This is a genomic window from Simplicispira sp. 125, from assembly GCF_003096555.1.
In the GTDB taxonomy this organism is placed as follows: domain Bacteria; phylum Pseudomonadota; class Gammaproteobacteria; order Burkholderiales; family Burkholderiaceae_C; genus Simplicispira.
The window spans coordinates 2,659,053-2,682,628 of record NZ_QEKM01000001.1 but is presented as its reverse complement, the minus strand read 5'-3'; the positions used below and the strand labels follow the sequence as shown (position 1 = coordinate 2,682,628).

Below are 23,576 nucleotides of genomic sequence, written 5' to 3'. Positions count from 1 at the left end.
CGGCCAGCGGGACAAGAATGGCAGACCATGCCACATCTGCTGCACAACCTCGAAGAGCGGCTGCACCGTCTGCCAGTCCGCCTGGCGCTCGAACTGCCGGGCGGGCAGCGGTTGGGCAGCCAGGACGCCGATGTCCGCCTGCGCTTCGCGGACCGGCTGACGCTCGCCGCCCTGGCGGGCGGGCAGGTGGGTGATGTGGGCGCGGCCATCGTGGAAGGCCGCGTGGAGATGGAGGGCAGTATGCGCGCACTGATGGCCGCAGCCGCCGGGCTGGTGGTGCACGACCCTGCACACGACCACACCGGCTGGTGGACGCGCGCCATGGCCCGGGCCCGGTCCCTGGTGGTGCACACGGTCGTGCGCGATACGCGCTATGTGCGGTTCCACTACGACCTGTCGGACGATTTCTTCGCGCTCTGGCTTGATCCGCTGCGTGTGTACTCGTGCGCCTACTACCGCACGCCGGACCTCACGCTCGCGCAGGCGCAGGAGGCCAAGCTCGACCACATCTGCCGCAAGCTGCGGCTGCGCCCCGGGGACCGCCTGCTCGACGTGGGTGCGGGCTGGGGCGGGCTGCTGCTGTGGGCGGCCGAGCATTACGGTGCCGATGCCACCGGCATCACGCTGTCGCGCAATCAGCACGCCCATGCGCAGCGCCGCATCGCCGAGTGCGGCCTGCAATCGCGTGTGCGCATGCAGCTGTGCGACTTCCGCCAGATGGAGGACCTCGAACCGTTCGACCGGATTGCGTCCGTCGGTATGTTCGAGCATGTCGGGCGGGCGCAGATGCCGCGCTACTTCGGTACCCTGCACGGTCTGCTGCGGCCCGGCGGGCTGCTGCTGAACCATGGCATCACCGCCGCAGGAGTGGACAACACGGAGCTGGGCGCTGGCATGGGCGATTTCATCGAGGAGTACATCTTCCCGGGCGGTGAGTTGCTGCACGTGAGCACGGTGCTGCACGACCTGGCCCGCTCGGGCCTGGAGATGGTGGACACTGAAAACCTGCGTCCCCACTACGCGCGCACGCTCTGGGCCTGGTCGGATGCGCTCGAGGCAGTGCTGCCTCGAGCGCAGCAGGTGCTGGAGGCGCAAGCCGGCCCCGTGGAGGCCGCCCAGGCGCTGCGCGCCTACCGCCTGTACCTGGCGGGCAGTGCGCTGGGCTTCGAGCGCGGCTGGATCTCCCTGCACCAGATCCTCGCGGCGCGGCCCGACGGCGGAGCGCAGGCGGGCGCCTTGCCCGGTGCACAATCGGCGTACCCGTTCACCCGCGACTACATGTATTCCAAGGAAGTGCCATGCTCTACAAATTCAAATCCCGCGCCACGGCCGATCTGATCCTGCTGGAGCCGCACGGGCGGCGCCTGCTGCAGGCCATGGGCAGGGAGCCAGCACGCCAGGGCATCGTGACGGCCGCGCAGATTCCTTCGGCTATAGCGGCGCTGGAGGCCGCCGTGGCAGCCGATGAACGCCGCAGGGCCGAAGCGGCCCAGGCCGACGAGGCCAAGGAGACAGAATCCGGTGACGCGGAGCAGGATACGGTCACGCTGCGCCAGCGGGCCGCGCCCTTTATCGACATGCTGCGCCGCAGCGCTGCCGAGGGGCAGGACGTGGTTTGGGGAGCGTAGCCCGGAAAATCCGTATCAGCGGTAGCTGCGCGCGTCCTCGATCACCTTGCCGTCGTTGGGCAGGGTGCCCGGGGCGACCAGTTCCACCTCGCCCCGCAGCTTGGTCACTTCTCGGATGGCATCCTGCAGCCGGGGTGCGAGGCCCCCAGTGGTTTCGGTGGTTTCCACTTGCAGCACCATCTGGTCGTTCGCCATTTCGCCGCGCACCACCAGGCGTGCACGCAACACCTGCGGGAAGCGGCTGGTGATCAGGGCGACCTGGCCCGGATGCACGAACAGGCCGCGTACTTTGGTGGTCTGGTCGGCACGGCCCATCCAGCCCTTGATGCGCGTGTTGGTGCGACCAGTGGGGCAGGTGCCGGGCAAGATGGCCGAGAGGTCGCCCGTGCCAAAGCGGATCAGTGGGTAGTCGGTGTTCAGTGTGGTGATGACGAGTTCGCCCACCTCGCCCTCGGGCACCGGGTCGCCGGTGCCGGGTCGTACGATCTCAACGATCACGTTTTCGTCCATTACCAGGCCTTCACGCGCGGCTGTTTCGTAGGCAATCAGACCCAGGTCTGCGGTGCCGTAGCACTGGTAGCCGGTGATGCCGCGCTCGGCAAACCAGTCGCGCAGCGACGGCGGGAAGGCCTCGGCCGAGAGCAATGCCTTGGTGATGCTGGGCAGCGGCACCTGCATGTCCAGTGCCTTCTCGACAATGAGCTTGAGGAAGCTGGGCGTGCCGATATAACCGGCAGGACGCAAATCGGCCATGGCTTGCACCTGCTGCTCGGTCTGGCCCGTGCCGCCGGGGAAAACGGTGCAGCCCAGGGCATGGGCGCCACTTTCCATCATCGAACCCGCGGGAACGAAGTGGTAAGAAAAGCAGTTGTGGATGAGTTCGCCCGCCTTAAAACCGGCTGCATTCAAGGCCCGCGCCATGCGCCAGTAATCGCGGCGGGTTCCCTCGGGCTCATAAATGGGGCCGGGGCTCGCGAAGACGCGCGGCATAGCAGCACCAAAGCCGACCGTGGCAAACCCCCCAAACACATTGTGCGAGCGCTCTGCCTGTTGGCGCTCGAGCAGCTCATGCTTGCGGGTGACCGGCAGGCGGGCCAGAGCGGCACGGCTGGTCACCAAGGTGGGATCCACATCGGCCAGGATCGCGGCGAAGGCCGGCGAGTGCGCGCGCGCATGGGCTACCTGCACAGGCAGCGCCGCCATGTGGGCTGCTTCGCGTTCGGCTGGTGTGCGCGTTTCCAGCGCGTCGTAGAAAGAGGTCATGGAAGTTCCAGTGCGGTGCAAATTCGTGCGGGAGCTGCGGACACGGCGATCCGATCGATGCCGGGCCGCCCTTTGGTGGTTGAAGAGCCCATGGGCCCCTATGGCTTTAGGCCAGCCAGCGCTTGCGGCGCTTGTAGCTCTTGACGTCCTTGAAACTCTTGCGCTCGCCGCCGCCGACGCCCAGGTAGAACTCCTTGACGTCTTCGTTGTTGGCCAGGTCGGAAGAGACGCCGTCCATCACGATGCGGCCCGATTCCATGATGTATCCATAGTCGGAATACTTCAGGGCCATGTTGGTGTTCTGCTCGGCCAGCAGGAAGGTGACCTTTTCCTTGGTGTTCAGATCCTTGACGATGTTGAACACCTCTTCGACGATCTGCGGCGCAAGGCCCATGGAGGGCTCATCCAGCAGCACCATGCTGGGGTTGGTCATCAGGGCGCGGCCAATGGCGCACATCTGCTGCTCGCCCCCCGAGGTGTAGGCCGCCTGAGAGGTGCGGCGTGTCTTGAGGCGCGGGAAGTAGTTGTAGACCTTCTCCAGGTTGGCAGCGATCTCCGCCTTGCTCGAGCGCGTGTAGGAGCCGGTCAGAAGGTTTTCCTCGATGGTGAGGTGGGCAAAGCAGTGGCGCCCTTCCATCACCTGCACCACGCCGCGCTTGACCAGATCGGCCGGCGAGAGGTTCTCGATGCGTTCGCCGCGCAGATCGATGTTGCCCTTGGTGACTTCTCCCCGTTCACCCTTGAGCAGGTTCGAGATGGCGCGCAGCGTGGTGGTCTTGCCGGCACCATTGCCGCCCAGGATGGCCACGATGCTGCCCTCGGGCACCTGCAGCGAGACACCCTTGAGCACAAGGATCACGTGGTTGTAGATGACCTCGATGCCGTTGACGTTCAGAACGATGTTTTTGGAGTCCATTGTGTTGCCTTCGCTTTGCCAATCGAAAGGGTTGAGTTGGCAACCCTTTCGATTGGCGGCTGCCCGAGGGCAACCGCTACGTAATCAGCCGTTGAGCGGACACGGCCCAGGCCAGGGCCACCGCGCAAGGGCCGCCCCGCCGCGCCGGTGGCGTCCCCCTTCCCGAATCGCGCAGCGATTCGAGAGAAGGGGGAAGGCGCGAAAGCGCCTCAGGGGGATGAACCGAATCAAGACTGGCAATCGGCCGTATCGCGGCGTGTCAGCTTCTTGTCGGACATGTACTTTTCAGAACCTGCCTTGACCATGGGCTTGAGAATCTGCTCATCGGCCTGGTACCAGTCGGCGCCGATGTCCCACTTCTTGCCGTCCCAGGTCTGCACACGGGCCCAGGTCGAGCCCATGTGGTCGGCACAGCTCGTGGACAGCGGGCGCATCACACCGTTAAAGCCCATGGCATCGAGCTTTTTCTGGTCGAGGGCCAGGTTCTCCAGGCCCCAGCGCACTTGCTCACCGGTCATGACCTTGCCCTTGCCAAAGCGCTCCTGCGCACGGCGCACACCTTCCACACCCAGCATCTGGATGATCACGCCCCGGGTGTACAGCACCGAACCCACCTCATCCTTGGGCCCTGTGCCCTGTCCCTTGTCGTGCACGTTTTTGAGAATGTCCTGGATCACCTTGGGCTGCGTGCCCGAACCGTTCAGCGCCAGAGCGTGGTAGCCCTTGGCGCCTTCGCCCACGTCGCGCACGTCAGGCTCGGCACCGGCCCACCACACGCCGTACATTTTTTCGCGCGGGAAACCAGTGGCTTGCGCTTCCTTCAGGGCGGTCGAATTCATCACCCCCCAGCCCCAGAGCAGCACATAGTCGGGTCGGCTCTGGCGCACCTGCAGCCAGGTGGCCTTTTGCTCCACACCGGGGGCCGTCACGGGCAGCATCTGCAGCTCAAAACCGTGCATCTTGGAGCGCTCCTGCAGCAGCGGGATGGGTTCCTTGCCGAACGGGCTGTCGTGGTACACCAGCGCAATCTTCTTGCCCTTGAGCTTGTCCATGCCGCCCAGGCCCTTGCCGATGTGCTGGATCAGAATGTCGGCGCCGGTCCAGTAGCTGCCCATCAACGGGAAGTTCCACTTGAAGGCCATACCGTCCTGCGCCACCGACAGGCCATATCCCAGCGTCATCAGCGGGATCTTGTCCACAGGGGCCTTTTCGGTCAGTGCAAAGGTGATACCGGTGGCTTGCGGGTCGAACAGGGCCACGCCGGGCTTGCTCTTGAGGCGTTCGTAGCATTCCACGCCGCGGTCCGTGGCATAGCCGGTTTCGCACTCTTCAAATGTGAGCTTGACACCGTTGATGCCGCCGTCGCGGGCATTGATCATCTTGAGATAGTCCTGCTTGCCGTTGGCCCAGGGCGTGCCGTTGGGTGCGTAGGGGCCGGTGCGGTAAGACAGCAGCGGGAAGAACTGCTCCTTGGCCTGCGCCAGCGCGCTGGTGGACAGCGACGCTGCACCTGCGACCACGACAGTAGCGGCAATCACGATTTTCGAAAGCTTCATGGATGTCTCCTTTGAATGAAAGTGTTGAAGCACGGGGGAAATACCAGTTGCGTAGTGGACGCCCCTATCAGGGCTGTCGGTATCAGGAATAGCGTGTAAGTGGTTTCCTGCAGCAGCCCTCAATGCGGGAACGGCCAGAGGCGGAGTTTTTGCTTGCCGATGGACCACAGCTTGGCCAAGCCATGGGGTTCGACGATCAGGAACCAGACGATCAGGGCGCCAAAGATCATCAGTTCGGCGTGCGAAACGGCCGCCGTGGAAATCTCGAACCCGAACAGGCCAGCCAGTGCCGGGAGAAACTGGTTGAGGAAGATGGGCAGCACCACGATGAAGGTCGCGCCAAAGAATGCGCCCATGATGGAGCCCATGCCGCCGATGATCACCATGAACAGCAGGCGGAACGAAATTTCCACCGAGAAGGCTGCTGGTTCCCACGCGCTCAGGTGCACAAAGGCCCACAGCGCGCCGGCCATGCCGATGATGAAGGAGCTGACGGCGAAGGCGCTGAGCTTTGCGTACATCGGGCGGATGCCGATCACGGCGGCGGCTACGTCCATGTCGCGGATAGCCATCCACTCGCGGCCAATGGCGCCGCGCACCAGGTTCTTGGCCAGCAGGGCCACGATGACCAGCAGTGTCAGGCAGAAGAGGTACTTGCTCACAGCGCTGTCGATGGACATGCCCAGAACCTGCAGGTTATTCACTGACACCGAGCCCGAGTCCGAGTTGTTGGTGAACCACTTGATGCGCAGGAACATCCAGTCACTGAAAAACTGCGCGGCCAGCGTGGCCACGGCCAGGTACAGGCCTTTGACGCGCAGGCTGGGCAGCCCGAACAGAATGCCGAAGAAGGTGGCGCACAGGCCGCCCAGGATCAGCGCTGGAATCAAGGGCATGCCGGGGAAACGCACGAAGAAGTTGAAGGCCCCGTAAGCGCCCACGGCCATGAAGGCGCCCGAACCCAGCGAGATCTGGCCACAGTAGCCCACAAGGATGTTCACGCCCAGCGCCGCCATCGACATGATGACCAGCGGAATCAGGATGGCGCGGTAGAAATAATCGCTGGCCAGCATGGGCACCACCAGGAAGGCCACGGCCAGCAGCAGGGCGAGGGCAATGCGGTCCTGGGCGATCGGGAAAATCTGCTGGTCGGCCCGGTAGCTGGTCTTGAACTGGCCGTTTTCGCGGTAGAACATGGGTTCTCTCCTTGTTGTTCTTGGGGTGGTTCAGACGCGGTCGATGATCTTCTCGCCGAACAGACCTTGCGGACGGAACAGCAGGAACACGAGTGCCAGCACATAGGCAAACCAGATTTCGATGCCGCCGCCCACGAAGGGGCCCAGGTACACCTCGGAGAGCTTTTCGCCCACGCCGATGATCAGGCCACCGATGATGGCGCCAGGTACCGAGGTCAGGCCGCCCAGGATCACCACTGGCAGGGCGCGCAACGCCACGGTGGTGAGCGAGAACTGCACGCCCAGCTTGGAGCCCCAGATCATCCCGGCCACCAGGGCCACGACGCCCGCCACGCACCAGACGATGACCCAGATGTGGTTGAGCGGGATGCCGATGGACTGGGCCGCCTGGTGGTCGTCGGCCACGGCGCGCAGGGCGCGGCCGGTTTTCGTCTTCTGGAAGAAGATGCTCAGCAGCAGCACCAGCGCGGCGGCGATCGCGGCGGCTATCACATCTTCCTTGTTCACCAGTACACCGCCCGGGAACATGGATTCGAACAGGAACACCGGATCCTTGGGCATGCCAATGTCGATTTTGTAGATGTCGCTGCCAAAAAACGTCTGGCCCAGGCCTTCAAGAAAATAGGTGATGCCCAACGTGGCCATCAGCAGGGTGGCGCCTTCCTGGTTGACCAGGTGGCGCAGCACCAGGCGCTCGATGAGCCAGGCCACCGCGAACATGAAGACGCCCGCGATCACGAAGGCCAGAAGATTGGCCACGATCAGGTTGTCGATGCCAGTCCATTTTGGAATCCACTCGGCAAAACGGGCCATGGCCAGCGCTGCGAACAGCACCATGGCGCCTTGGGCGAAGTTAAAGACGCCCGAGGCCTTGTAGATCAGCACGAAGCCGAGAGCCACCAGCGAATAGAGCATGCCGGCCATCAGGCCGCCAATCAGTGTTTCAAGAAAGAATGCCATTTGCTTTTTCCGTTCAGAGTCGGTCGGCGCTGGGCCGCCCCAAGGCGACCGAGGCCCCCTTGGGGGGCAGCGCAGTACACGAAGTGACAAGCGTGGGGGTCATGTTTTTAGTGGCTGGTGCCCAGATAGGCGCGAATCACGTCTTCGTTGTTGCGCACCTCTTCGGGCTCGCCATCGCCGATCTTTTTGCCGTAGTCCAGCACCACGACACGGTCGGAGATGTCCATCACTACGCCCATGTCATGCTCGATCAGCACGATGGTGGTGCCGAACTCGTCGTTCACATCGAGGATGAAGCGGCACATGTCCTGCTTCTCTTCCACGTTCATGCCGGCCATGGGCTCATCGAGCAGCAGTACCTGCGGCTCCATGGCCAGTGCACGGCCCAGGTCGACGCGCTTTTGCAGGCCGTAGGGCAATTGACCCACGGGGGTCTTGCGGAAGGCCTGGATTTCGAGGAAGTCGATGATGTGCTCGACCTTCTCGCGGTGCGCGATTTCCTCACGTTCGGCCGGGCCGATGCGCAGCGCCTGCAGCAGGAGGTTGCTTTTGATCTTGAGGTTGCGGCCGGTCATGATGTTGTCGATCACGCTCATGCCTTTGAAAAGCGCCAGGTTCTGAAACGTGCGTGCCACGCCCATCTCGGCCACCTGGCGGCTGTTCATGTGGCCGAAGGTCTTACCACGGAAGGTGATCGAACCCTCCGAGGGCGTGTAGACACCGTTGATGCAGTTGAGCATGGAGCTCTTGCCGGCGCCGTTGGGTCCGATGATGGAGCGGATTTCGTGCTCCTTCACGTTGAAGGAAATGTCCGTCAGGGCCTTCACGCCGCCAAAGCGCAGGCTGATGTTCTTGACGTCCAGGATGACGTCGCCAATCTTTTTCTGGGTCATGGGCTGCTTTCCGGTGTCTCAGGCAGTGGCCTTGGCAGGCGCATGGATCTTGGCGTCGAGGATTTGCAGCGTGGCGCTCACGCTGCCGGTGCGGCCGTCCTCGAACTTGACCTGGGTTTCAATGAACTGCGCGGTGCGGCCGTCATAGAGTGCATCGACCAGCACACCGTACTTCTGTGCGATGAAGTTGCGGCGTACCTTGCGGGTGCGGGTCAGCTCGTCGTCATCGGGGTCCAGCTCTTTGTGCAGCACCAGGAAGCGCGCTACCTGCGTGTCGGACATGCCAGGCTCGCTCGCCAGGTCGGCGTTGACCTGGCCGATGCATTCGGCGATGAGCTGCAGCACCTGGGGCTTGGAGGCCAGGTCCACATAGCCGCCATAGGGCAGGCCCTGGCGCTCGGCCCAGTTGCCCACGGCCTCGTAGTCGATGTTGATGAAGGCGCAGACCTGGTTTTTGTCGTGGCCGAAGCACACGGCTTCCTTGACCTGCGGGAAGAACTTGAGCTTGTTCTCGATGTAGTTTGGCGCGAACATGGCGCCGCCGGTGAGCTTGCCCACGTCCTTGGCGCGGTCGATGATGCGCAGGTGGCCGTCCTGGTCGAGCACGCCGGCATCGCCGGTGTGGAAGTAGCCGTTGGCGTCGATGACCTCGGCCGTGGCGTCGGGGCGCTTGTAGTACTCCTTGAGCACCGAGACGCCCTTGACCAGCACCTCGCCGTTGTCGGCAATCTTCAGCTCGATGCCGGGCGCGGCCTGGCCCACTGTGTTGAGCTTGACCTGGCCGTTCTTCTGGATGCACACATAGGCGCAGGTCTCGGTCTGGCCGTAGAGTTGCTTGAGGTTGATGCCGATGGAGCGGAAAAAGCGGAACAGGTCCGGGCCGATGGCAGCGCCCGCGGTGTAGGCCACGCGAATGCGCGACAGGCCCATGACGTTGCGCAGCGGGCCGTAGATGGTGATGTCACCCAAGGTGTACATCAGGCGGTCCATCAAACCCACCGGCTTGCCGTCGAGGATGTCCGAGCCCACGCGCCGGGCCAGGTCCATGGCCTTGGCGTACATCCAGCGCTTGAAGGGCGCGGCATCTTCCATGCGGATGGAGACAGACGTCAGCATGCCCTCGAACACGCGCGGCGGCGCGAAGTAGTAGGTCGGGCCGATCTCGCGCAGGTCGATGGAGACGGTGGCGGCCGACTCGGGGCAGTTGATGGTGAAGCCCGCCACCAGCCACTGGGCCAGCGAGAACAGGTGATCACCCACCCAGGCCGGGGGCAGGTAGGAAATCACGTTGTCTTTGGGGTTCAGGCCATCGACCTCGACGCCGCCTTGGGCGGAGCCGATGAAGCTTGCGTGGGTCTGGCACACGCCCTTGGGCTTGCCGGTGGTGCCCGAGGTGTAGAGGATCACCGACACATCGTCGGGCCTGTTCTGTGCCACCTGGGCATCCCAGGCACCTGCGTGGGTGCGGTCCCATTCGGCACCCAGTTCCTTGAGTTTTTCGGTGCTGATCAGGCCGGGCTGGTCGTATTTGCGCAGGCCGCGCGGGTCGTCGTAAATGATGTGTGCCATGCCGGGCACGGTTTCGCGCACTTCCAGCAGCTTGTCGACCTGTTCCTGGTTCTCGGCGAACAGGAACTGGACTTCGGCATCCTCCATCACGAAGGCCATTTCAGAGGCCACGGCATCCTGGTAGAGCGGAATGGGCACGCCGCCAATGCTCTGCACGGCCACCATGCTCATGTAGAGGTGGGGGCGGTTGTCGCCCACCAGGGCCAGGTTCTGGCCGCGCTGGAAACCCAGGGCGAGCAGGCCGCAGGCCAGGTGCCGTACGGTTTCGGCGGTGTCATTCCAGGTCCATGTCTGCCAGATGCCGTATTCTTTTTCGCGCAGCGCCGCGTCGGTGGGGCGCTCGGCTGCGTGTTTGAGCAGCAGTTGCGGGAACGTGGTCTTCATTCCGGTTCCTATCATGTGCAAGATGTCTGTGGGTCCGGTAGTTCCGGTGGTGGAGCCTATGCCACACCTCTGGGGCTATCGTAGGACTGACTTTGACGCTATCTTGTCTTTGTGACGACAATTTAAGGGAAACTCCTGATCGGGTATGTACCCCATCAGCGCATGAACCGACCGTCACGCGTCACCAGCGTGAGCTCCACAAAACGAGAGGCATTGCGCTCGGGTGTGCTGGCGTTCACTTCGAAACCTCCCAGATCCATTTTTTTGAGATTCCAGGTCGCATCAATAAACGCGGCACGCGTCGGGTTGCGCCCGGCACGCTGCAGCGCTTCGATGAAGACGCGGGCATTGATGTAGCCCTCCAGCGCCAAGTGTGAGGAGTCGGCCGGTGTGCCCAGGGCCTTGAGGGCTTGCTGGAATTCGCGCACGACAGGAACCACCACGTTCGATGGCAGAGGCATAACCTGTGAAATGGCCATGCCGGTGGCGTGGGGCCCCAGCGCTTTGACATTGGCCGAGGTGCCCAGCACCGAGAGCGCATAGAGCGTGACGCCCTGGCGCATTGGGCGAAAAGCCTTCACAAACTCCAGGGCGGGCTTGCCCGCAAGACCGATCAACACCGCCTCGGGATTGCCAGCGGCCAGCTTGGCTGCGGCGCTGGCCGCATCGGAAGAGTCGTTCTCTACCGTGGCCGTGAGGGCCGGGGGTAGCTTGGCTTCGGCAATGGCCTTTTGCGCGCTGTCAAACACCTCCTTGCCGAAGGCGTTGTTCTGGTACACGACCGCAATGCGGCGGATGCCGATGGTGGCCAGGTGCTGCACAGCCTTCTCAGCCTCCTCGGCGTAGCTGGCGCGGATGTTGAAGACATTGCGGGCGCCCGGAATGCGGCTGAGCTGCCCCCCCGTGAACGGGGCAAAGAACGGCACGCCCGACTCCAGCACCTTGGGCATCATTGCGCCCACCATGGGGGTGCCCATGCAGTTGAAGAGAGCGAAGCAATCGGGGTCTGCCAGAAACTTGTCGACGTTGGCCAGGGCACGCGGAATTTCATACCCATCGTCCAGGGTCGCAAGCTCAATTTTTCGCCCATGTACGCCGCCGCGTGCATTGGCGCCAGCGAAGGCAGCCTTGGCGCCCTGGTGCATGGCAGAGCCCAGATCACCCAGCGGGCCTGTCAGTGCGGTCGATTGAAAGATCTTCACCACGCCGTCTTGCGCATGTGCACGCGAGGCCCAACCCAGCACGGGCAGGGCAAGAGCGGCGGCGAGCACGCTGCGACGCCTGGGGAAATAGGGCTGTGCAGACGATGAAGCCGTGGGGGAAGGGGGAAAATGCATGTGACGTTGCTCCTCTGTGTTCTGAGCGGTGAAGCCTTGACACACCTATCATTGAGCGCAAATTGGAAATATTTTGTCTTTCCGACGACAATTTGTGTCGTGGTATTCCCGTACAAATTTTCTTGAAAAGAAAGGGCATGCTCAGGAACCAATGCGCAAGGCGCGCTGGTTTCCCAGGCGTTCCGCCCAGCAATCACCGTATGTACCAGGACTTGTCACTGCACCACCGCCGACGCCAGCCCACCACGGAAGAGTTGGGCGGGATTCCTTGGCTGTCCCTCCTGCAGGCTGCCGAGCGTGAGCGCGCAGTGGCAGCGCTGCTCGTGGGCGATGCCCTGGCCGGCGACTACGTTTGCCGAATCGGACGCCCTGTCACCTACTGGTTCGGCGTAGTCGAAGGGCTGTTGAAAATGAGCAACGACAACGCCGATGGCGGCACCATGACCTTTGCCGGTCTGCCACCTGGAGGCTGGTTTGGAGAGGGCACGGCGGTCAAGCGCGAACCCTACCGCTACAACGTCCAGGCGCTGCGCAAGAGTGTGGTCGCCGGGCTGCCCATTGATACTTTTCACTGGCTGCTAGACCACTCCATCGGGTTCAACCGGTTTGTAATGCACCAGCTCAACGAGCGCCTGGGGCAATTCATCGCGGCGCGCGAAATCGATCGATTGAACAACCCGGATGTGCGGGTCGCCCGCAGCTTGGCCGCGCTGTTCAACTCGGTGCTTTACCCCGGTGTGGGGGAAGTGCTGCGCATTACCCAGCAAGAACTGGCCTATTTGGTGGGGCTGTCGCGCCAGCGCGTCAACGAGTCCCTGGCCACGCTGGAAGCGCAAGGGGCCATTCGTGTCGAATACGGCGGTCTCAGGGTGCTGAATCTGGAAGCCATGCGTGCAGGTTGGCTCCGCGAGGGCAAATGACGTGTGCACGAGACTGTCAGAAATTTTGTGCACTTTGGCATGCGCTATAAACAAGGGACAAAGGAGCCCGCCGCGATGAAATCACTGCTATTGCCGGTAGGTTCCTGGTTGCGGGCGGTCGGGTTGGCGCTGTTGCCCCTGGCGTCGGCCTGGGCGGGCAGTGTGCAGGTGGAGGTTCGTGACGCCGCTGCAGACAAGCCCCTGGATCAGGCGGTGGTTTATCTGGAGTCCGCCGAGGCGCGCCGCCAGGTGAGGCCTATGCATGGCGTGGTCATGGCACAGCAACAAAAGCAATTTGTGCCTGCCGTGCTGGTGACCACCGTGGGCACCGAGGTGCAGTTTCCGAACATGGACGCGGTGCGTCACCATGTCTATTCTTTCTCGCCTACCAAGAAATTTGAACTCAAGCTCTACAAGGGCAAGGATGCCCAGCCGGTGCTGTTTGATCAGCCGGGAGTGGTCTTGCTGGGCTGCAATATCCACGACAACATGGTGGGTTGGATTGTTGTGCTGGATACACCCTACTACGCACAGACGGGCCTGGGTGGCTCTGTGGCAGGCCGCGTGCGCCTCGATAACGTGCCCACAGGCAGCTACCAGTTGCGCGTCTGGCACCCACGCCAGCCGGTGGGTACGCCCGCTCTGCAACAAACCCTGACGGTGCCGGCTGCGGGCGAAGCCGTGGTCACGGTGCAGATGGTGGGGTTGCAGCCTTGACGTTTCGGGCTTTGCCGCGCAGTCTCATTGCCCGCCTCGTGGGCATTTCGCTGCTGCTCTTGCTGGTCGTGCAAGCGGCAGGTTTCGCCGTCGTGCGCGCCAGCATCGACCGCAACGCAAGGAGCCAGATTGCGCGAGAGCTCGATACCGACGAACGGGTGTGGCACCGGCTACTGGAACAAAACGCTGAGCGTCTGCGCCAGGGGTCGGTCCTGCTGGCCGCCGATTTTGGTTTCCGTTCGGCAGTCAATTCGGGCGACCGGGACACCATCCAGTCGGCGCTGGAGAACCACGGCGCACGCATTGGTGCGGTTGTCACCGCCTTGTTGGACACCCAATTCGCTCTGCGCGCCACCAGTCTGGCCGAAGGGATGCCTCCCCTGCCGGAATCTCTGTCGCCAGTCATCCAGGCTCTGGCCGCACAACCCCAGTCGAGCCAGGTCGCTGTGCTGGGTGGGCAGGCCTACATGTTTGTCATGGTGCCGCTCAAGGCGCCTGTGGTGATTGGCTGGGTGTTGATGGGTTTCCCGATTGGCCAGCCCTTGGCCGAAGAAATGCGCCAGTTGCTGGCTGTGGACGTGACCGTGCGGGTACAGCCGGAAGGCGGGGCCGTGTCGCTGCCTGTGAGCACGCTGACGGGTTCTGCGCTGGCCGCGCTGCGTGACAGTGGCGGCGCGGTGAACGAACTGGAGACCGATGCCGGAACCCTGCTGGTGCGGTCCAGCAGCATGGACGCCCTGGGGGGGCAGGTGCATGCATTGCTGCTGCGTTCTGTTGATCCGCTGGTGGCGCCGTACCGGCAGCTGCAGTTTCTGCTGGCCAGCATCACGGTGGGCGGTCTTGTGCTTTTTGCACTGGGCAGCGGGGCCATGGCGCGGCGCGTGACGACGCCGCTGCGTTCACTGCTGACTGCCACAGGGCGGCTCTCGGAGGGAGATTACAGCGTGCCCATGGAGCACATGGAGCGTGCCGATGAGATCGGGGATCTGGCCCGTTCTTTCGACCACATGCGCCTCGATATTGCCCGCCAGCAATCCAAGGTGCGCGACCTGGCCTACCGGGACCGCTTGACGGGCCTGCCCAATCGTGAGCGTTTTCGCAGTGCCTTGATGCAGTCCATCAAGGCGCAGGGTGACGAACCGCGCCCATTGGCCGTGCTGTTGCTCGATTTGGACCGCTTCAAGCATGTGAATGATGTGCTGGGTTACGCCTTTGGCGATCGGTTGTTGCAGGCCGTGGCCGGACGGCTGCGGCCCCATGTCCACATGCCCGAAGACATGGTGGCGCGCGTGGGTGGCAATGAATTTGCGCTGCTGTTGCACGATACCGATGGTATCCAGGCGCTGGAGGTGGCACGGGGAATTGCACGTTCCTTCGAGACACCGCTGGAGTTCGATGACCAGACGGTGGATTTGAGTGCAGGCATCGGCATTGCCTGCTGGCCAGGCGATGCCGCAGATGCCGACACCTTGCTCAACCGCTCAGAAATCGCCATGTACGCGGCCAAGCGCAAACTGAGTGCCGCCCTGCTGTATGACCCGGCGCTCGATTCGTCGAGTGCACAGACTTTGACGCTGTTGGGCGATCTGCGGCGCGCCGTTGACCAAAGCGAGCTGCGCCTTTTCCTGCAGCCCAAGGTGGCGCTGCACAGTGCCCAGGGGTGTGCTGCCGAGGCTTTGGTGCGCTGGCAGCACCCGCACCGCGGTCTGGTGCCGCCCATGGAGTTCATCCCCTTTGCCGAGCAGACCGGTTTCGTGCGCCAACTCACGTTGTGGGTTTTTGACGCTGTGGTGCGCCTCCTGGCCGATGAGCGTTCCCGGGCGCTGCAATTGCGTGTGTCGGTCAACCTGTCCACCCGCGATCTGCTCGACCCCGAGCTGAGCACCCGACTGGCGGCTATCTTGTCGCGCCATGGCGTACAGGCTTCAAGCCTGTGCCTTGAAATCACCGAGAGCGCCATCATGGACGATCCGCTGCGCGCCGAGGCCATGCTCAACCGCCTGTCACAGCAGGGTTTCAAGCTCTCCATTGATGACTTTGGCACGGGCTACTCGTCGCTGGCCTACCTGCGACGCCTGCCGGTGCAAGAGCTGAAGATCGACAAGTCCTTTGTGATGGGTATGCAGGAAGGCGAAGGCGACGAGCAGATCGTGCGCTCCACCATTGACCTGGCGCACAATCTGGGCCTGAGTGTGGTTGCCGAAGGCGTGGAAAATGCGGACATCCTGGAACGTCTGCGCACCCTGAACTGCGATGAAGCGCAGGGCTATCACATCAGCCGGCCATTGCCGGCGAAGGATTTTCTGGCTTGGCAAGAGCAGCAGGCCTGAAGTTCTGGACCCGTTATCGCGCGAGGCTGCCCATGGCGTCCTGCGCACCCATTGCACCGCTTTCTGACCATGCCCTCCAGCCCTCGCCCGCCTGCAGTCCCTCCTGAGCAGCCCACCGCCTCCCGGCGCCTGAGCCTGCGCCGTCCTGCAGCGCCCGCCCAACCGCCCGCCCAACCGCCCGATCGTCCAGTCCTGCCGCCGCCCGCCGCCAGCCCCGGGCCCCGCAGGGATGCCGCGCCGCTACCCCGTGGGCGGCGGGTGGCGCACCCTGTGGCGGCATCAGCATCCGCCGGTACGCGCCTGAACAAGCGCCTGGCCGAGCTGGGCCTATGCTCGCGCCGCGAGGCCGATGACTGGATCGCCCATGGCTGGGTCTACGTGAACGGCAAGGTGGCGGAAATGGGCGTCAAGGTCACGCCGCAGGACAAGGTCACCGTCGAGCGCGCAGCGCAGCGCCAGCAAGCCAGCCAGGTCACCATCGTACTGCACAAGCCCATGGGCTATGTGTCGGGACAGGCCGAAGACGGGCACACACCGGCAGTGGCCCTCATCAACCCGCGTACGCATTGGCGTGAAGACCCCAGCGGCCTGCGTTTTACGCCGCCGCATCTGCGTGGCTTGGCGCCTGCGGGTCGGCTCGACATCGATTCGGTGGGTCTCCTCGTGCTGACGCAGGATGGGCGTGTGGCACGCCAGCTCATCGGGGAAGACTCTCTGATCGACAAGGAATATCTGGTGCGCGTGGTGTATGAAGGGCCCGATGCCCGGCGATCGGGTGAGCGTGCTGCGCCCTTGCAGGAAATGGATGAGCGTGACCCGGTGCGCACCAACGTCCAGGCGGTGTTTCCTCCCGCGCTGTTGGAGCGCTTGCGCCACGGCCTGAGTCTGGACGGCCAGCCGCTCAAGCCTGCCAAGGTGGATTGGCAGAACCCTGAGCAGTTGCGTTTTGTGCTGACCGAGGGCAAAAAACGCCAGATCCGGCGCATGTGCGAGCAAGTAGGGCTCAAGGTGGTGGGCCTCAAACGCATCCGCATTGGCCGTGTCACGCTGGGAAACCTGCCCGTGGGGCAGTGGCGTTATCTGGGAGCGCATGAGCGCTTCTGACCGCCTTTCGATTCATTCCTTTCATTTTCTGGAGCATCCATGGCCTCTACGAGCAAACCCTCGCCGGACAATGCTGCGCGGGCCGCCATGGCGGCTTTGCGGCACTTGCGTCCTGCCGACCTGCGCGGCGTGGCTCGCCTGGCCACCCAGGCCACCACCGGTGTCACCGGCATTGCCGAAGGCGTGCACCAGTCGGTTTTAGGCACGATGGGCCTGCCCGGCGGCTCGGAGGCGGGTCGTGCACGCGGGCTCACGGGCCTGGTGTACCAGGGCATACGGGGTGTCACGCGCCTGGTCGATGCCAGCCTGCAGGCGGTACTGCTGCGGCTCGAACCGTTCCTGGAGCGTCGAGGTGTCGGCACCGCACCGTCACCCGAGCGCGAAGCCGTGCTCGCGGCCCTGAACGGCGTCATGGGCGACCGACTGGCCGAGGATGGCAACCCGCTGGCGTTGTCGATGGAACTGCGCCAGCAAGGCCGGGAAATCGATCTCGTGGCCCTGCGCGCCTCAGGCCAAGCCAGCGGCAAGGTGCTGCTGTTGTTGCATGGCCTGTGCATGAATGATTTGCAGTGGTTGCGCGCAGGCCATGACCATGGCGCGCACCTGGCGCAGGCACTGGGCTACACGCCAGTCTATGTGCGCTACAACACGGGGCTGCACACCTCCATGAACGGCCAAGAACTGGCGGGCCGCATCGAAGCCCTGTTGGCCGACTGGCCTGTGCCGGTGCAAGAGCTGAGCGTGCTGGTCCACAGCATGGGCGGTCTGGTCGCGCGCAGTGCCTTCCAGCAGGCAGTGCAGGCCGGACTGCAGTGGCCAGGCCAGCTGCGCAAATGGGTCTTTCTGGGCACGCCGCACCACGGGGCGCCGCTGGAGCGCGCAGGCAATTGGGTCGACGTCATCCTGGGCAGCACACCCTGGAGCCGACCCTTTGCCCGGCTGGGGCATTTGCGCAGCGCTGGTATCACCGATTTGCGCTACGGCCATGTGCAGGAAGCCGATTGGCAGGGGCGCGACCGTTTTCGCAAGAGCCCGGACGCGCGTCACCACCTGCCGCTGCCCGCAGGCGTTGCGTGCTACACCGTGGCCGCTACGTTGGCGCGCCAGCGCAGCCCGCTGGCAGAGCGGCTGGTGGGCGATGGCCTGGTGCCATTGCGCAGTGCGCTGGGCCAGCACGATCAGGCCGAGCGCACGCTGGAGTTTCCCAAAACCCACCAGCACGTGGTGTATGGCGTAGGCCATATGGCGCTGTTAGAGGATGCCCAGGTAGCGCAGCAGCTGGTGCGCTGGTTCAGTTGATGCGCCGTGCGGCAGCGTTACCATGTGTGTCTGTCGAATGTGCAACAAGGAGATAGCGTGGGTAACAATAAATACCGTCTGGTGACGCGCAGCGACTTTGATGGCCTGGTGTGCGCCGTGTTGTTGAACGAACTGGACCTGATCGACGAGATCACCTTCGTGCACCCGAAGGACATGCAGGACGGCAAGATCGCCATCACCGAGCGCGACATCACCACCAACCTGCCCTACGTGCCGGGCGCGCACCTGGTGTTTGACCACCACGAATCCGAGACGGTGCGCAACGCGGGGCGCCGCGATGTGAACCACATCATTGAAGCGCATGCGCCGTCGGCGGCGCGCGTGGTCTACAACCACTACGGCGGCAAGGCGGCTTTTCCGCGCATCACCGACGAGATGATGGCGGCTGTCGACCAGGCTGATTCGGCCCAGTATTCGCGGGACGACATCCTCGACCCGCAGGGCTGGGTGCTGCTGAACTACCTGATGGATTCGCGCACTGGCCTGGGGCGTTTTAGGGAGTTCCGCATCAGCAACTACGCGCTGATGATGGACCTGATCCAATACTGCCGCGACCACACGATTGCGCAAATTTTGCAGCTACCCGACGTGCAGGAGCGCGTAGCGCTGTACCGCGACCATGCGGCCCGGGCCAAGGAGCAAATCCTGCAATGCGCCACGCAGATTGGCAACCTGGTGGTGCTGGACTTGCGGCCCGAGGAGACCATTTGGGCGACCAACCGCTTCATGATCTACGCGCTGTTCCCCACGGCCAACATCTCTATCCACGTGATGTGGGGCCTGCAAAAGCAAAATACGGTACTGGCCGTAGGCAAATCCATTCTGGACCGCAGCAGCAAGACGCACGTCGGTAACCTGATGCTCGAGTTTGGCGGCGGGGGCCATGCTGCGGCAGGCACCTGCCAGTTGGCCAACGACAGGGCCGATGGCATGCTGCAAATGCTGGTCCGGCGCATCAACATGGATGGTTAAGAATAGTAGGAAAATTGGGCGCTAACGCTTATCCAGCAAGCGCAAGCAGCTATCAAATTTGTTTTTCTATTGCGTGGTGCCCAGCGCACAGCCACCGCTTGAAACCCGGCCTGCCCGCCCATAAATACAGGCCTGCAGGCACATCTCCTTTGCGGGGGGCTGTGCCTTCGTCCTCTTTTTCATCGTCGTTTCGTCAACAAATCCGTATGAGCAAACAAACCCTGTCCTTCCAGGCCGAAGTGGCCCAACTGCTGCACCTGGTCACGCATTCGTTGTATTCGAACCCCGAAATCTTCGTGCGCGAGTTGATCTCCAATGCGTCCGATGCCTGCGACAAGTTGCGCTTTGAGGCACTGGACAAGCCCGCGCTGTACGAAGACGCGCCCAATCTGGAAGTGCGCGTGTCTTTCGACAAAGATGCCAAGACACTCACCATCCAGGACAACGGCATTGGCATGAGCGCGCAGGAGGCCATTGACCACCTGGGCACTATTGCCAAGAGCGGCACCAAGGATTTCATGGGCAAGCTCACCGGCGACCAAAAAGCAGACGCGCAGCTCATCGGCCAGTTCGGCGTGGGTTTCTATTCGGGCTTCATCGTCGCCGACAAGATCACCGTGGAGTCACGCCGTGCCGGTTTGCCTGCCAATGAAGGCGTGCGCTGGGTCAGCGGCGGCAGCGGCGATTTCGAGGTCGAGTCAATGGACCGGCCCGCACGCGGCACCAGCGTCATCCTGCATTTGCGGGACGACGCCGAGGAATACCTCAACGCCTGGAAGCTCAAGAGCGTCATCGCCAAGTATTCCGACCACATCAGCCTGCCCATCCTGATGGAAAAGGAAGAGTGGAAAGACGGTGAGCTCCTCATCCCCGGTGACGAAAACGGCGGCCGCCAGCCCGGCGCCATGGTCAAGACCGGCGAGTGGGAGGCCGTCAACAAGGCCAGCGCGTTGTGGACGCGGCCCAAGAAGGACATCACGGACGAGCAGTACCAGGACTTCTACAAGGCCATCTCGCACGACTTCGAGAACCCGCTGACCTGGGCGCACAACCGCGTCGAGGGCAACACCGAATACACGCAACTGCTCTACATCCCGGCCAAGGCGCCATTCGACCTGTGGAACCGCGACAAGAAGGCCGGTATCAAGCTCTACGTCAAGCGCGTCTTCATCATGGACGACGCCGAGGCGCTGATGCCCAGCTACCTGCGCTTCGTCAAGGGCGTGATCGATTCGAGCGACCTGCCGCTCAACGTCAGCCGCGAGCTGCTGCAGGAAAGCCGCGACGTGCGCGCCATCCGCGAAGGCAGCACCAAGCGCGTGCTCTCCATGCTGGAAGACCTGGCCAAGCACGACAAGCACGAAGCCGCAACGGGTGACGATGCCGTCACCGACGTGGTGGACGCCGACGACAAGGCCAAGGAAGGCAAGTACACCGCGTTCTACGCCGAGTTCGGCGCCGTGCTCAAGGAAGGCCTGGGTGAAGACTTCGGCAACCGCGAGCGCCTGGCCAAGCTGCTGCGCTTTGCCAGCACCACCAGCGACAGCGTGAGCGTGGGCTTTGCCGACTACAAGGCGCGCATGAAGGAAGGCCAGGAGGCCATCTACTACATCACCGCCGACAGCCTGGCTGCCGCCAAGAACAGCCCGCAGCTCGAAGTCTTCAAGAAGAAGGGCATCGAAGTGCTCCTGATGACCGACCGCGTGGACGAGTGGGCGCTGAACTACCTGCACGACTTTGACGGCACGCCGCTGCAAAGCGTGGCCAAGGGCGCGGTCGACCTCGGCAAGCTGCAGGACGAAGCCGAGAAGAAGGCAGCCGAGGAAGCCGCCGAGCAGTTCAAGCCCATGCTCGCCAAGCTCAAGGAAGCCCTGAAAGACAAGGCCGAAGACGTGCGCGTGACCACCCGCCTCGTCGACTCGCCCGCCTGCCTGGTGGTGCAGGACGACGGCATGAGCACGCAGCTCGCCCGCATGCTCAAGCAGGCCGGCCAGAAGGCCCCCGAAACCAAACCGGTGCTGGAGGTGAACGCCGAGCACCCGCTGGTGAAGAAGCTCGATGGCAGCGTGCACTTCCACGACCTGGCCCACATCCTGTTCGACCAGGCCCTGCTGGCCGAAGGTGGCTTGCCGGAAGACCCGGCGGCTTACGTCAAGCGGGTGAATGCGCTGCTGGTGTGATGGTGGCGAAAATAGCTTGAAGCGATTGTCAGGCAAGCGCTAAGCGCTATTGAATAGATAGCAAAAAAATCCCGGTAGAGCCTTGGCTTTGCCGGGATTTTTGTTGCGGCGGTGACGCCGCTGCATCCGGGGCGACCCGTTGATCCCTGCCTGGACCGGCATCCATGAGCGGCTTGGCGATGTCTTCGTTTGCTGCGCGTGGGGGGATGCCGGGTGTGGATACCAGCGCGCTCCCGACCGGGGTTGGGCGATGATGCGTACATTGCGTCACACACGGTCTTGCCTGACGGGCCAGCCCGAACCCTATGCGCCTTGTTCTCTGGATGGGTGTCGTCTACAACGCCGCCATCGCACTCATGCTCATGTTCCCATCGACGCTGGGCGCCATGGCAGCGCTTCCACCGATCGGGTCCGATTTCTATCGCTGGATGCTGACGTACTTCGTTGTGCTCTTCTGCGCAACGTACGCCTGGCTGGCGCTGTCTCCCACGATTTCTCGGTCCCTTATCGCGCTGGCCGCCATCGGAAAGACGGGCGCGTTCCTCATTGCATTGCTGTGCCTGCTTCGTGGGGATATTCCGCTCAAAGCCTTCGGCGTCTCCGTCGGAGATCTGGGCTTTGCCATCTACTTCCTCTACTGGCTTCGCTCAACTGCAAAGGTGCCGCTCAAGGCATAGGCAGCCGGGGAATCGGCGAAATGGGTCGACTTTGCGCGGCAGCCCAAGCCCGTCCGCAAGCCAGGTTTTCCATCGGTGTTCAGCGGCCTCGTCAGCGTGCCAGCGGATGTTCAGGCGCGCTGTTCGCGGGCCTGGGGCAGGATGCGGGCATGCACCATGTCGCGCTCGGTCGGGTGGGCGCTGATGAGTTCCAGCAGGGCGCCTGCGGGCAACTCCAGGGACTTGCGCCGGTCTTTCTTGACCGGAATGGTGCGCCAGCCTGAAAGCACCATCCAGTTCCACAGATCGCGCGGAATCGGCTGGTTGACCGCCATCTTCACATCTTTGCGGATGATGAACGCGCCCACGGGCGGCACAGGACCGGCCGACGGCGCGCGGCGTTGCTGGCGGATGGAAAAGACGGTGCGCAGAAGATCTTTCATGGGCGGATGCCGACCGTTGCAGCGCCGGTGAAAAAGCGCCCCACGGTCAGTTATGTTAAACAGTGGTATTCACATACCAATCCGATGTACTGGGCGATACTACCGCCGTGGGCCATGGGTTGTCCCCCTCCATCGAATGTCAAAACCCTTCCCCATGGTCCGTTCCAAAAGCGCCTCGGTGCCCGCCAAACCAGAGCCGCAGCACAATCATCTTCTGGCGGCCTTGTCGCCGGACGTTCAAGGCCGTCTGTTTCCGCACCTGGAACTGGTTCCGCTGCCGTTGCGCGCGGTTTTGTATGAATCGCGGCGCGCGATGCGCCATGTCTACTTTCCCACCGATTCGATCGTCTCCATGCAGTATCTGATGGAGAACGGGGCGTCCACCGCAATCTCGGTGGTGGGCAACGAGGGCCTGCTCGGCATCACCCTGTTTCTGGGCGGCGAGAGCACACCGAGCCGCTCGGTGGTGCAGAGCGCCGGGTACGCCTACCGACTTCCCAGGACGCGGGTGAAGGAAGAGTTCAACCGCCATGGCCAGCTGCTCATGCTGATGCTGCGATACACGCAGGCGCTGATCACGCAAATCTCGCAGACCGCCGTGTGCAACCGGCACCATTCGATCGACCAGCAGCTCTGCCGGTGGCTCCTGCTGTCGATGGATCGCCTGTCCCACAACCACCTGACAATGACACAGGAGTTCATCGGCAACATGCTCGGCGTGCGCCGCGAAGGCGTCACCCAGGCCGCGCTGAAACTGCAGCAGCTCGGCGTGATCTCTTATTCGCGCGGATTGATCAAGGTGCTGGACCGGCCGAAACTGGAAAAGCTGAGCTGCGAGTGCTACAGCGTGGTCAAGAAAGAAACCGAACTGCTGCTGAACTACATGCCGCAGCGCCAGGTGATAAAAAATGCCGACGCCATCCCCACGGCGACGCTGGAAACCGCATAGGCGGCGTGAGGGGGTGCGCGCGCATCGGCATGCCCCAGCGCTGGCCGCCCGACAGCAGCACCGACAGGTTCTGCACGGCCGGGCCGATGCGGGCGTTATCCAGATCTACACCCTGCGGGCCGCCGCGCCCCATGCATTGAGCGGCGTCCACTGGGTTGTTGCCTGGGTGGCAGTCTCCGTGCAGGCGCAGCAGCGAGGTATTTTTAGATGGCTGCTTTCGCTTATTGTGCAAGCGTTGGTAGCTATTAAAAATATAGCTATGTATTGCTGGGCATTGGAGAGC

At 63.1% G+C, this 23,576-nt stretch carries 21 protein-coding genes; 11 read left to right on the top strand and 10 right to left on the bottom strand.

The genetic code is table 11. From position 1 onward, the window contains the following. The first annotated feature begins 27 nt into the window (after positions 1-27). Complete coding sequence (locus tag C8D04_RS12530; protein WP_116005154.1) at positions 28-1,338, top strand: class I SAM-dependent methyltransferase; 1,311 nt, start codon at positions 28-30, stop codon at positions 1,336-1,338. Continuing rightward, the gene (locus tag C8D04_RS12525) at positions 1,299-1,628 is read left to right on the top strand and encodes a DUF1840 domain-containing protein (RefSeq protein ID WP_116005153.1); all 330 of its coding nucleotides are present in this window, start codon (positions 1,299-1,301) and stop codon (positions 1,626-1,628) included. Before C8D04_RS12530 ends, C8D04_RS12525 begins: the two co-directional genes overlap by 40 nt. Positions 1,629-1,643: 15 nt before the next feature. Here the strand turns inward: C8D04_RS12525 and C8D04_RS12520 are convergent, their stop codons facing one another. From C8D04_RS12520 to C8D04_RS12485, 8 genes are all read right to left on the bottom strand, one after another. Continuing rightward, the gene (locus tag C8D04_RS12520) at positions 1,644-2,891 is read right to left on the bottom strand and encodes an AMP-binding protein (protein WP_116005152.1); all 1,248 of its coding nucleotides are present in this window, start codon (positions 2,889-2,891) and stop codon (positions 1,644-1,646) included. A 106-nt stretch (positions 2,892-2,997) separates the two neighbouring features. After that, a complete protein-coding gene (locus C8D04_RS12515) occupies positions 2,998-3,807 on the bottom strand; it encodes an ABC transporter ATP-binding protein (RefSeq protein WP_116005151.1) in 810 nt (269 codons plus the stop codon). A 227-nt stretch (positions 3,808-4,034) separates the two neighbouring features. Further along, entirely contained in the window at positions 4,035-5,363 is a 1,329-nt protein-coding gene (locus tag C8D04_RS12510) for an ABC transporter substrate-binding protein (protein ID WP_116005150.1), read from the bottom strand. A gap of 119 nt (positions 5,364-5,482) precedes the next feature. Continuing rightward, positions 5,483-6,559 (bottom strand): branched-chain amino acid ABC transporter permease, encoded by a 1,077-nt coding sequence (locus C8D04_RS12505; protein ID WP_116005149.1) that lies wholly within the window; start codon positions 6,557-6,559, stop codon positions 5,483-5,485. A gap of 30 nt (positions 6,560-6,589) precedes the next feature. Next, complete coding sequence (locus C8D04_RS12500) at positions 6,590-7,519, bottom strand: branched-chain amino acid ABC transporter permease (RefSeq protein WP_116005148.1); 930 nt, start codon at positions 7,517-7,519, stop codon at positions 6,590-6,592. Positions 7,520-7,626: 107 nt separating this feature from the next. Next, a complete protein-coding gene (locus tag C8D04_RS12495; protein WP_116005147.1) occupies positions 7,627-8,412 on the bottom strand; it encodes an ABC transporter ATP-binding protein in 786 nt (261 codons plus the stop codon). 18 nt (positions 8,413-8,430) lie between these two features. Continuing rightward, entirely contained in the window at positions 8,431-10,365 is a 1,935-nt protein-coding gene (locus tag C8D04_RS12490; protein WP_116005146.1) for an AMP-binding protein, read from the bottom strand. A 155-nt stretch (positions 10,366-10,520) separates the two neighbouring features. Then, positions 10,521-11,702, bottom strand: coding sequence for an ABC transporter substrate-binding protein (locus tag C8D04_RS12485; RefSeq protein WP_116005145.1), 1,182 nt, complete (start codon positions 11,700-11,702; stop codon positions 10,521-10,523). Positions 11,703-11,902: 200 nt separating this feature from the next. Between C8D04_RS12485 and C8D04_RS12480 the strand changes: the two genes are divergently transcribed. From C8D04_RS12480 to C8D04_RS12440, 8 genes are all read left to right on the top strand, one after another. Continuing rightward, positions 11,903-12,622 (top strand): Crp/Fnr family transcriptional regulator, encoded by a 720-nt coding sequence (locus tag C8D04_RS12480; RefSeq protein ID WP_116005144.1) that lies wholly within the window; start codon positions 11,903-11,905, stop codon positions 12,620-12,622. Between the two features lie 75 nt (positions 12,623-12,697). Continuing rightward, on the top strand, positions 12,698-13,339 hold the full coding sequence (locus C8D04_RS12475) for a methylamine utilization protein (protein ID WP_116006173.1): 642 nt from the start codon (positions 12,698-12,700) through the stop codon (positions 13,337-13,339). Beyond that, positions 13,336-15,669: an EAL domain-containing protein gene (locus C8D04_RS12470; RefSeq protein WP_116005143.1), complete on the top strand. Its 2,334-nt coding sequence runs from the start codon at positions 13,336-13,338 to the stop codon at positions 15,667-15,669. Before C8D04_RS12475 ends, C8D04_RS12470 begins: the two co-directional genes overlap by 4 nt. A gap of 69 nt (positions 15,670-15,738) precedes the next feature. After that, the gene (locus C8D04_RS12460; protein ID WP_233521168.1) at positions 15,739-16,773 is read left to right on the top strand and encodes a pseudouridine synthase; all 1,035 of its coding nucleotides are present in this window, start codon (positions 15,739-15,741) and stop codon (positions 16,771-16,773) included. Positions 16,774-16,812: 39 nt separating this feature from the next. After that, complete coding sequence (locus C8D04_RS12455; RefSeq protein WP_199563002.1) at positions 16,813-18,072, top strand: alpha/beta hydrolase; 1,260 nt, start codon at positions 16,813-16,815, stop codon at positions 18,070-18,072. A 57-nt stretch (positions 18,073-18,129) separates the two neighbouring features. Then, the gene (locus C8D04_RS12450; protein ID WP_116005140.1) at positions 18,130-19,065 is read left to right on the top strand and encodes an exopolyphosphatase; all 936 of its coding nucleotides are present in this window, start codon (positions 18,130-18,132) and stop codon (positions 19,063-19,065) included. Positions 19,066-19,271: 206 nt separating this feature from the next. Further along, a complete protein-coding gene (htpG, locus tag C8D04_RS12445; RefSeq protein WP_116005139.1) occupies positions 19,272-21,245 on the top strand; it encodes a molecular chaperone HtpG in 1,974 nt (657 codons plus the stop codon). A 305-nt stretch (positions 21,246-21,550) separates the two neighbouring features. Further along, the gene (locus C8D04_RS12440) at positions 21,551-21,922 is read left to right on the top strand and encodes a hypothetical protein (protein ID WP_116005138.1); all 372 of its coding nucleotides are present in this window, start codon (positions 21,551-21,553) and stop codon (positions 21,920-21,922) included. 110 nt (positions 21,923-22,032) lie between these two features. On the opposite strand, the gene C8D04_RS12435 is transcribed toward C8D04_RS12440, so the two are convergent. Further along, a complete protein-coding gene (locus C8D04_RS12435) occupies positions 22,033-22,344 on the bottom strand; it encodes a hypothetical protein (RefSeq protein WP_116005137.1) in 312 nt (103 codons plus the stop codon). A 154-nt stretch (positions 22,345-22,498) separates the two neighbouring features. Between C8D04_RS12435 and C8D04_RS12430 the strand changes: the two genes are divergently transcribed. Continuing rightward, positions 22,499-23,293, top strand: a complete 795-nt coding sequence (locus C8D04_RS12430; RefSeq protein WP_116005136.1) for a Crp/Fnr family transcriptional regulator — start codon at positions 22,499-22,501, stop codon at positions 23,291-23,293. Here the strand turns inward: C8D04_RS12430 and C8D04_RS19200 are convergent. Next, positions 23,196-23,444 carry a hypothetical protein gene (locus C8D04_RS19200; RefSeq protein ID WP_347708423.1) on the bottom strand — a complete coding sequence of 83 codons (249 nt, stop codon included), beginning with the start codon at positions 23,442-23,444 and terminating at the stop codon, positions 23,196-23,198. The two genes, C8D04_RS12430 and C8D04_RS19200, sit on opposite strands and share 98 nt — an antisense overlap. Positions 23,445-23,576 lie beyond the last annotated feature (132 nt).

What these genes read in the sequence shown, in the direction of transcription:
- C8D04_RS12520 (WP_116005152.1), bottom strand. Translation starts at nt 2,891, where the DNA reads ATGACCTCTTTCTACGACGCGCTGGAAACGCGCACACCAGCCGAACGC.
- C8D04_RS12510 (WP_116005150.1), bottom strand. Translation starts at nt 5,363, where the DNA reads ATGAAGCTTTCGAAAATCGTGATTGCCGCTACTGTCGTGGTCGCAGGT.
- C8D04_RS12455 (WP_199563002.1), top strand. Translation starts at nt 16,813, where the DNA reads ATGGCCTCTACGAGCAAACCCTCGCCGGACAATGCTGCGCGGGCCGCC.
- C8D04_RS12490 (WP_116005146.1), bottom strand. Translation starts at nt 10,365, where the DNA reads ATGAAGACCACGTTCCCGCAACTGCTGCTCAAACACGCAGCCGAGCGC.
- C8D04_RS12440 (WP_116005138.1), top strand. Translation starts at nt 21,551, where the DNA reads ATGCGCCTTGTTCTCTGGATGGGTGTCGTCTACAACGCCGCCATCGCA.
- C8D04_RS12485 (WP_116005145.1), bottom strand. Translation starts at nt 11,702, where the DNA reads ATGCATTTTCCCCCTTCCCCCACGGCTTCATCGTCTGCACAGCCCTAT.
- C8D04_RS12525 (WP_116005153.1), top strand. Translation starts at nt 1,299, where the DNA reads ATGCTCTACAAATTCAAATCCCGCGCCACGGCCGATCTGATCCTGCTG.
- C8D04_RS12460 (WP_233521168.1), top strand. Translation starts at nt 15,739, where the DNA reads ATGCCCTCCAGCCCTCGCCCGCCTGCAGTCCCTCCTGAGCAGCCCACC.
- C8D04_RS12505 (WP_116005149.1), bottom strand. Translation starts at nt 6,559, where the DNA reads ATGTTCTACCGCGAAAACGGCCAGTTCAAGACCAGCTACCGGGCCGAC.
- C8D04_RS12530 (WP_116005154.1), top strand. Translation starts at nt 28, where the DNA reads ATGCCACATCTGCTGCACAACCTCGAAGAGCGGCTGCACCGTCTGCCA.
- C8D04_RS12475 (WP_116006173.1), top strand. Translation starts at nt 12,698, where the DNA reads ATGAAATCACTGCTATTGCCGGTAGGTTCCTGGTTGCGGGCGGTCGGG.
- C8D04_RS12515 (WP_116005151.1), bottom strand. Translation starts at nt 3,807, where the DNA reads ATGGACTCCAAAAACATCGTTCTGAACGTCAACGGCATCGAGGTCATC.
- htpG (WP_116005139.1), top strand. Translation starts at nt 19,272, where the DNA reads ATGAGCAAACAAACCCTGTCCTTCCAGGCCGAAGTGGCCCAACTGCTG.
- C8D04_RS12500 (WP_116005148.1), bottom strand. Translation starts at nt 7,519, where the DNA reads ATGGCATTCTTTCTTGAAACACTGATTGGCGGCCTGATGGCCGGCATG.
- C8D04_RS12495 (WP_116005147.1), bottom strand. Translation starts at nt 8,412, where the DNA reads ATGACCCAGAAAAAGATTGGCGACGTCATCCTGGACGTCAAGAACATC.
- C8D04_RS12480 (WP_116005144.1), top strand. Translation starts at nt 11,903, where the DNA reads ATGTACCAGGACTTGTCACTGCACCACCGCCGACGCCAGCCCACCACG.
- C8D04_RS12430 (WP_116005136.1), top strand. Translation starts at nt 22,499, where the DNA reads ATGGTCCGTTCCAAAAGCGCCTCGGTGCCCGCCAAACCAGAGCCGCAG.
- C8D04_RS12435 (WP_116005137.1), bottom strand. Translation starts at nt 22,344, where the DNA reads ATGAAAGATCTTCTGCGCACCGTCTTTTCCATCCGCCAGCAACGCCGC.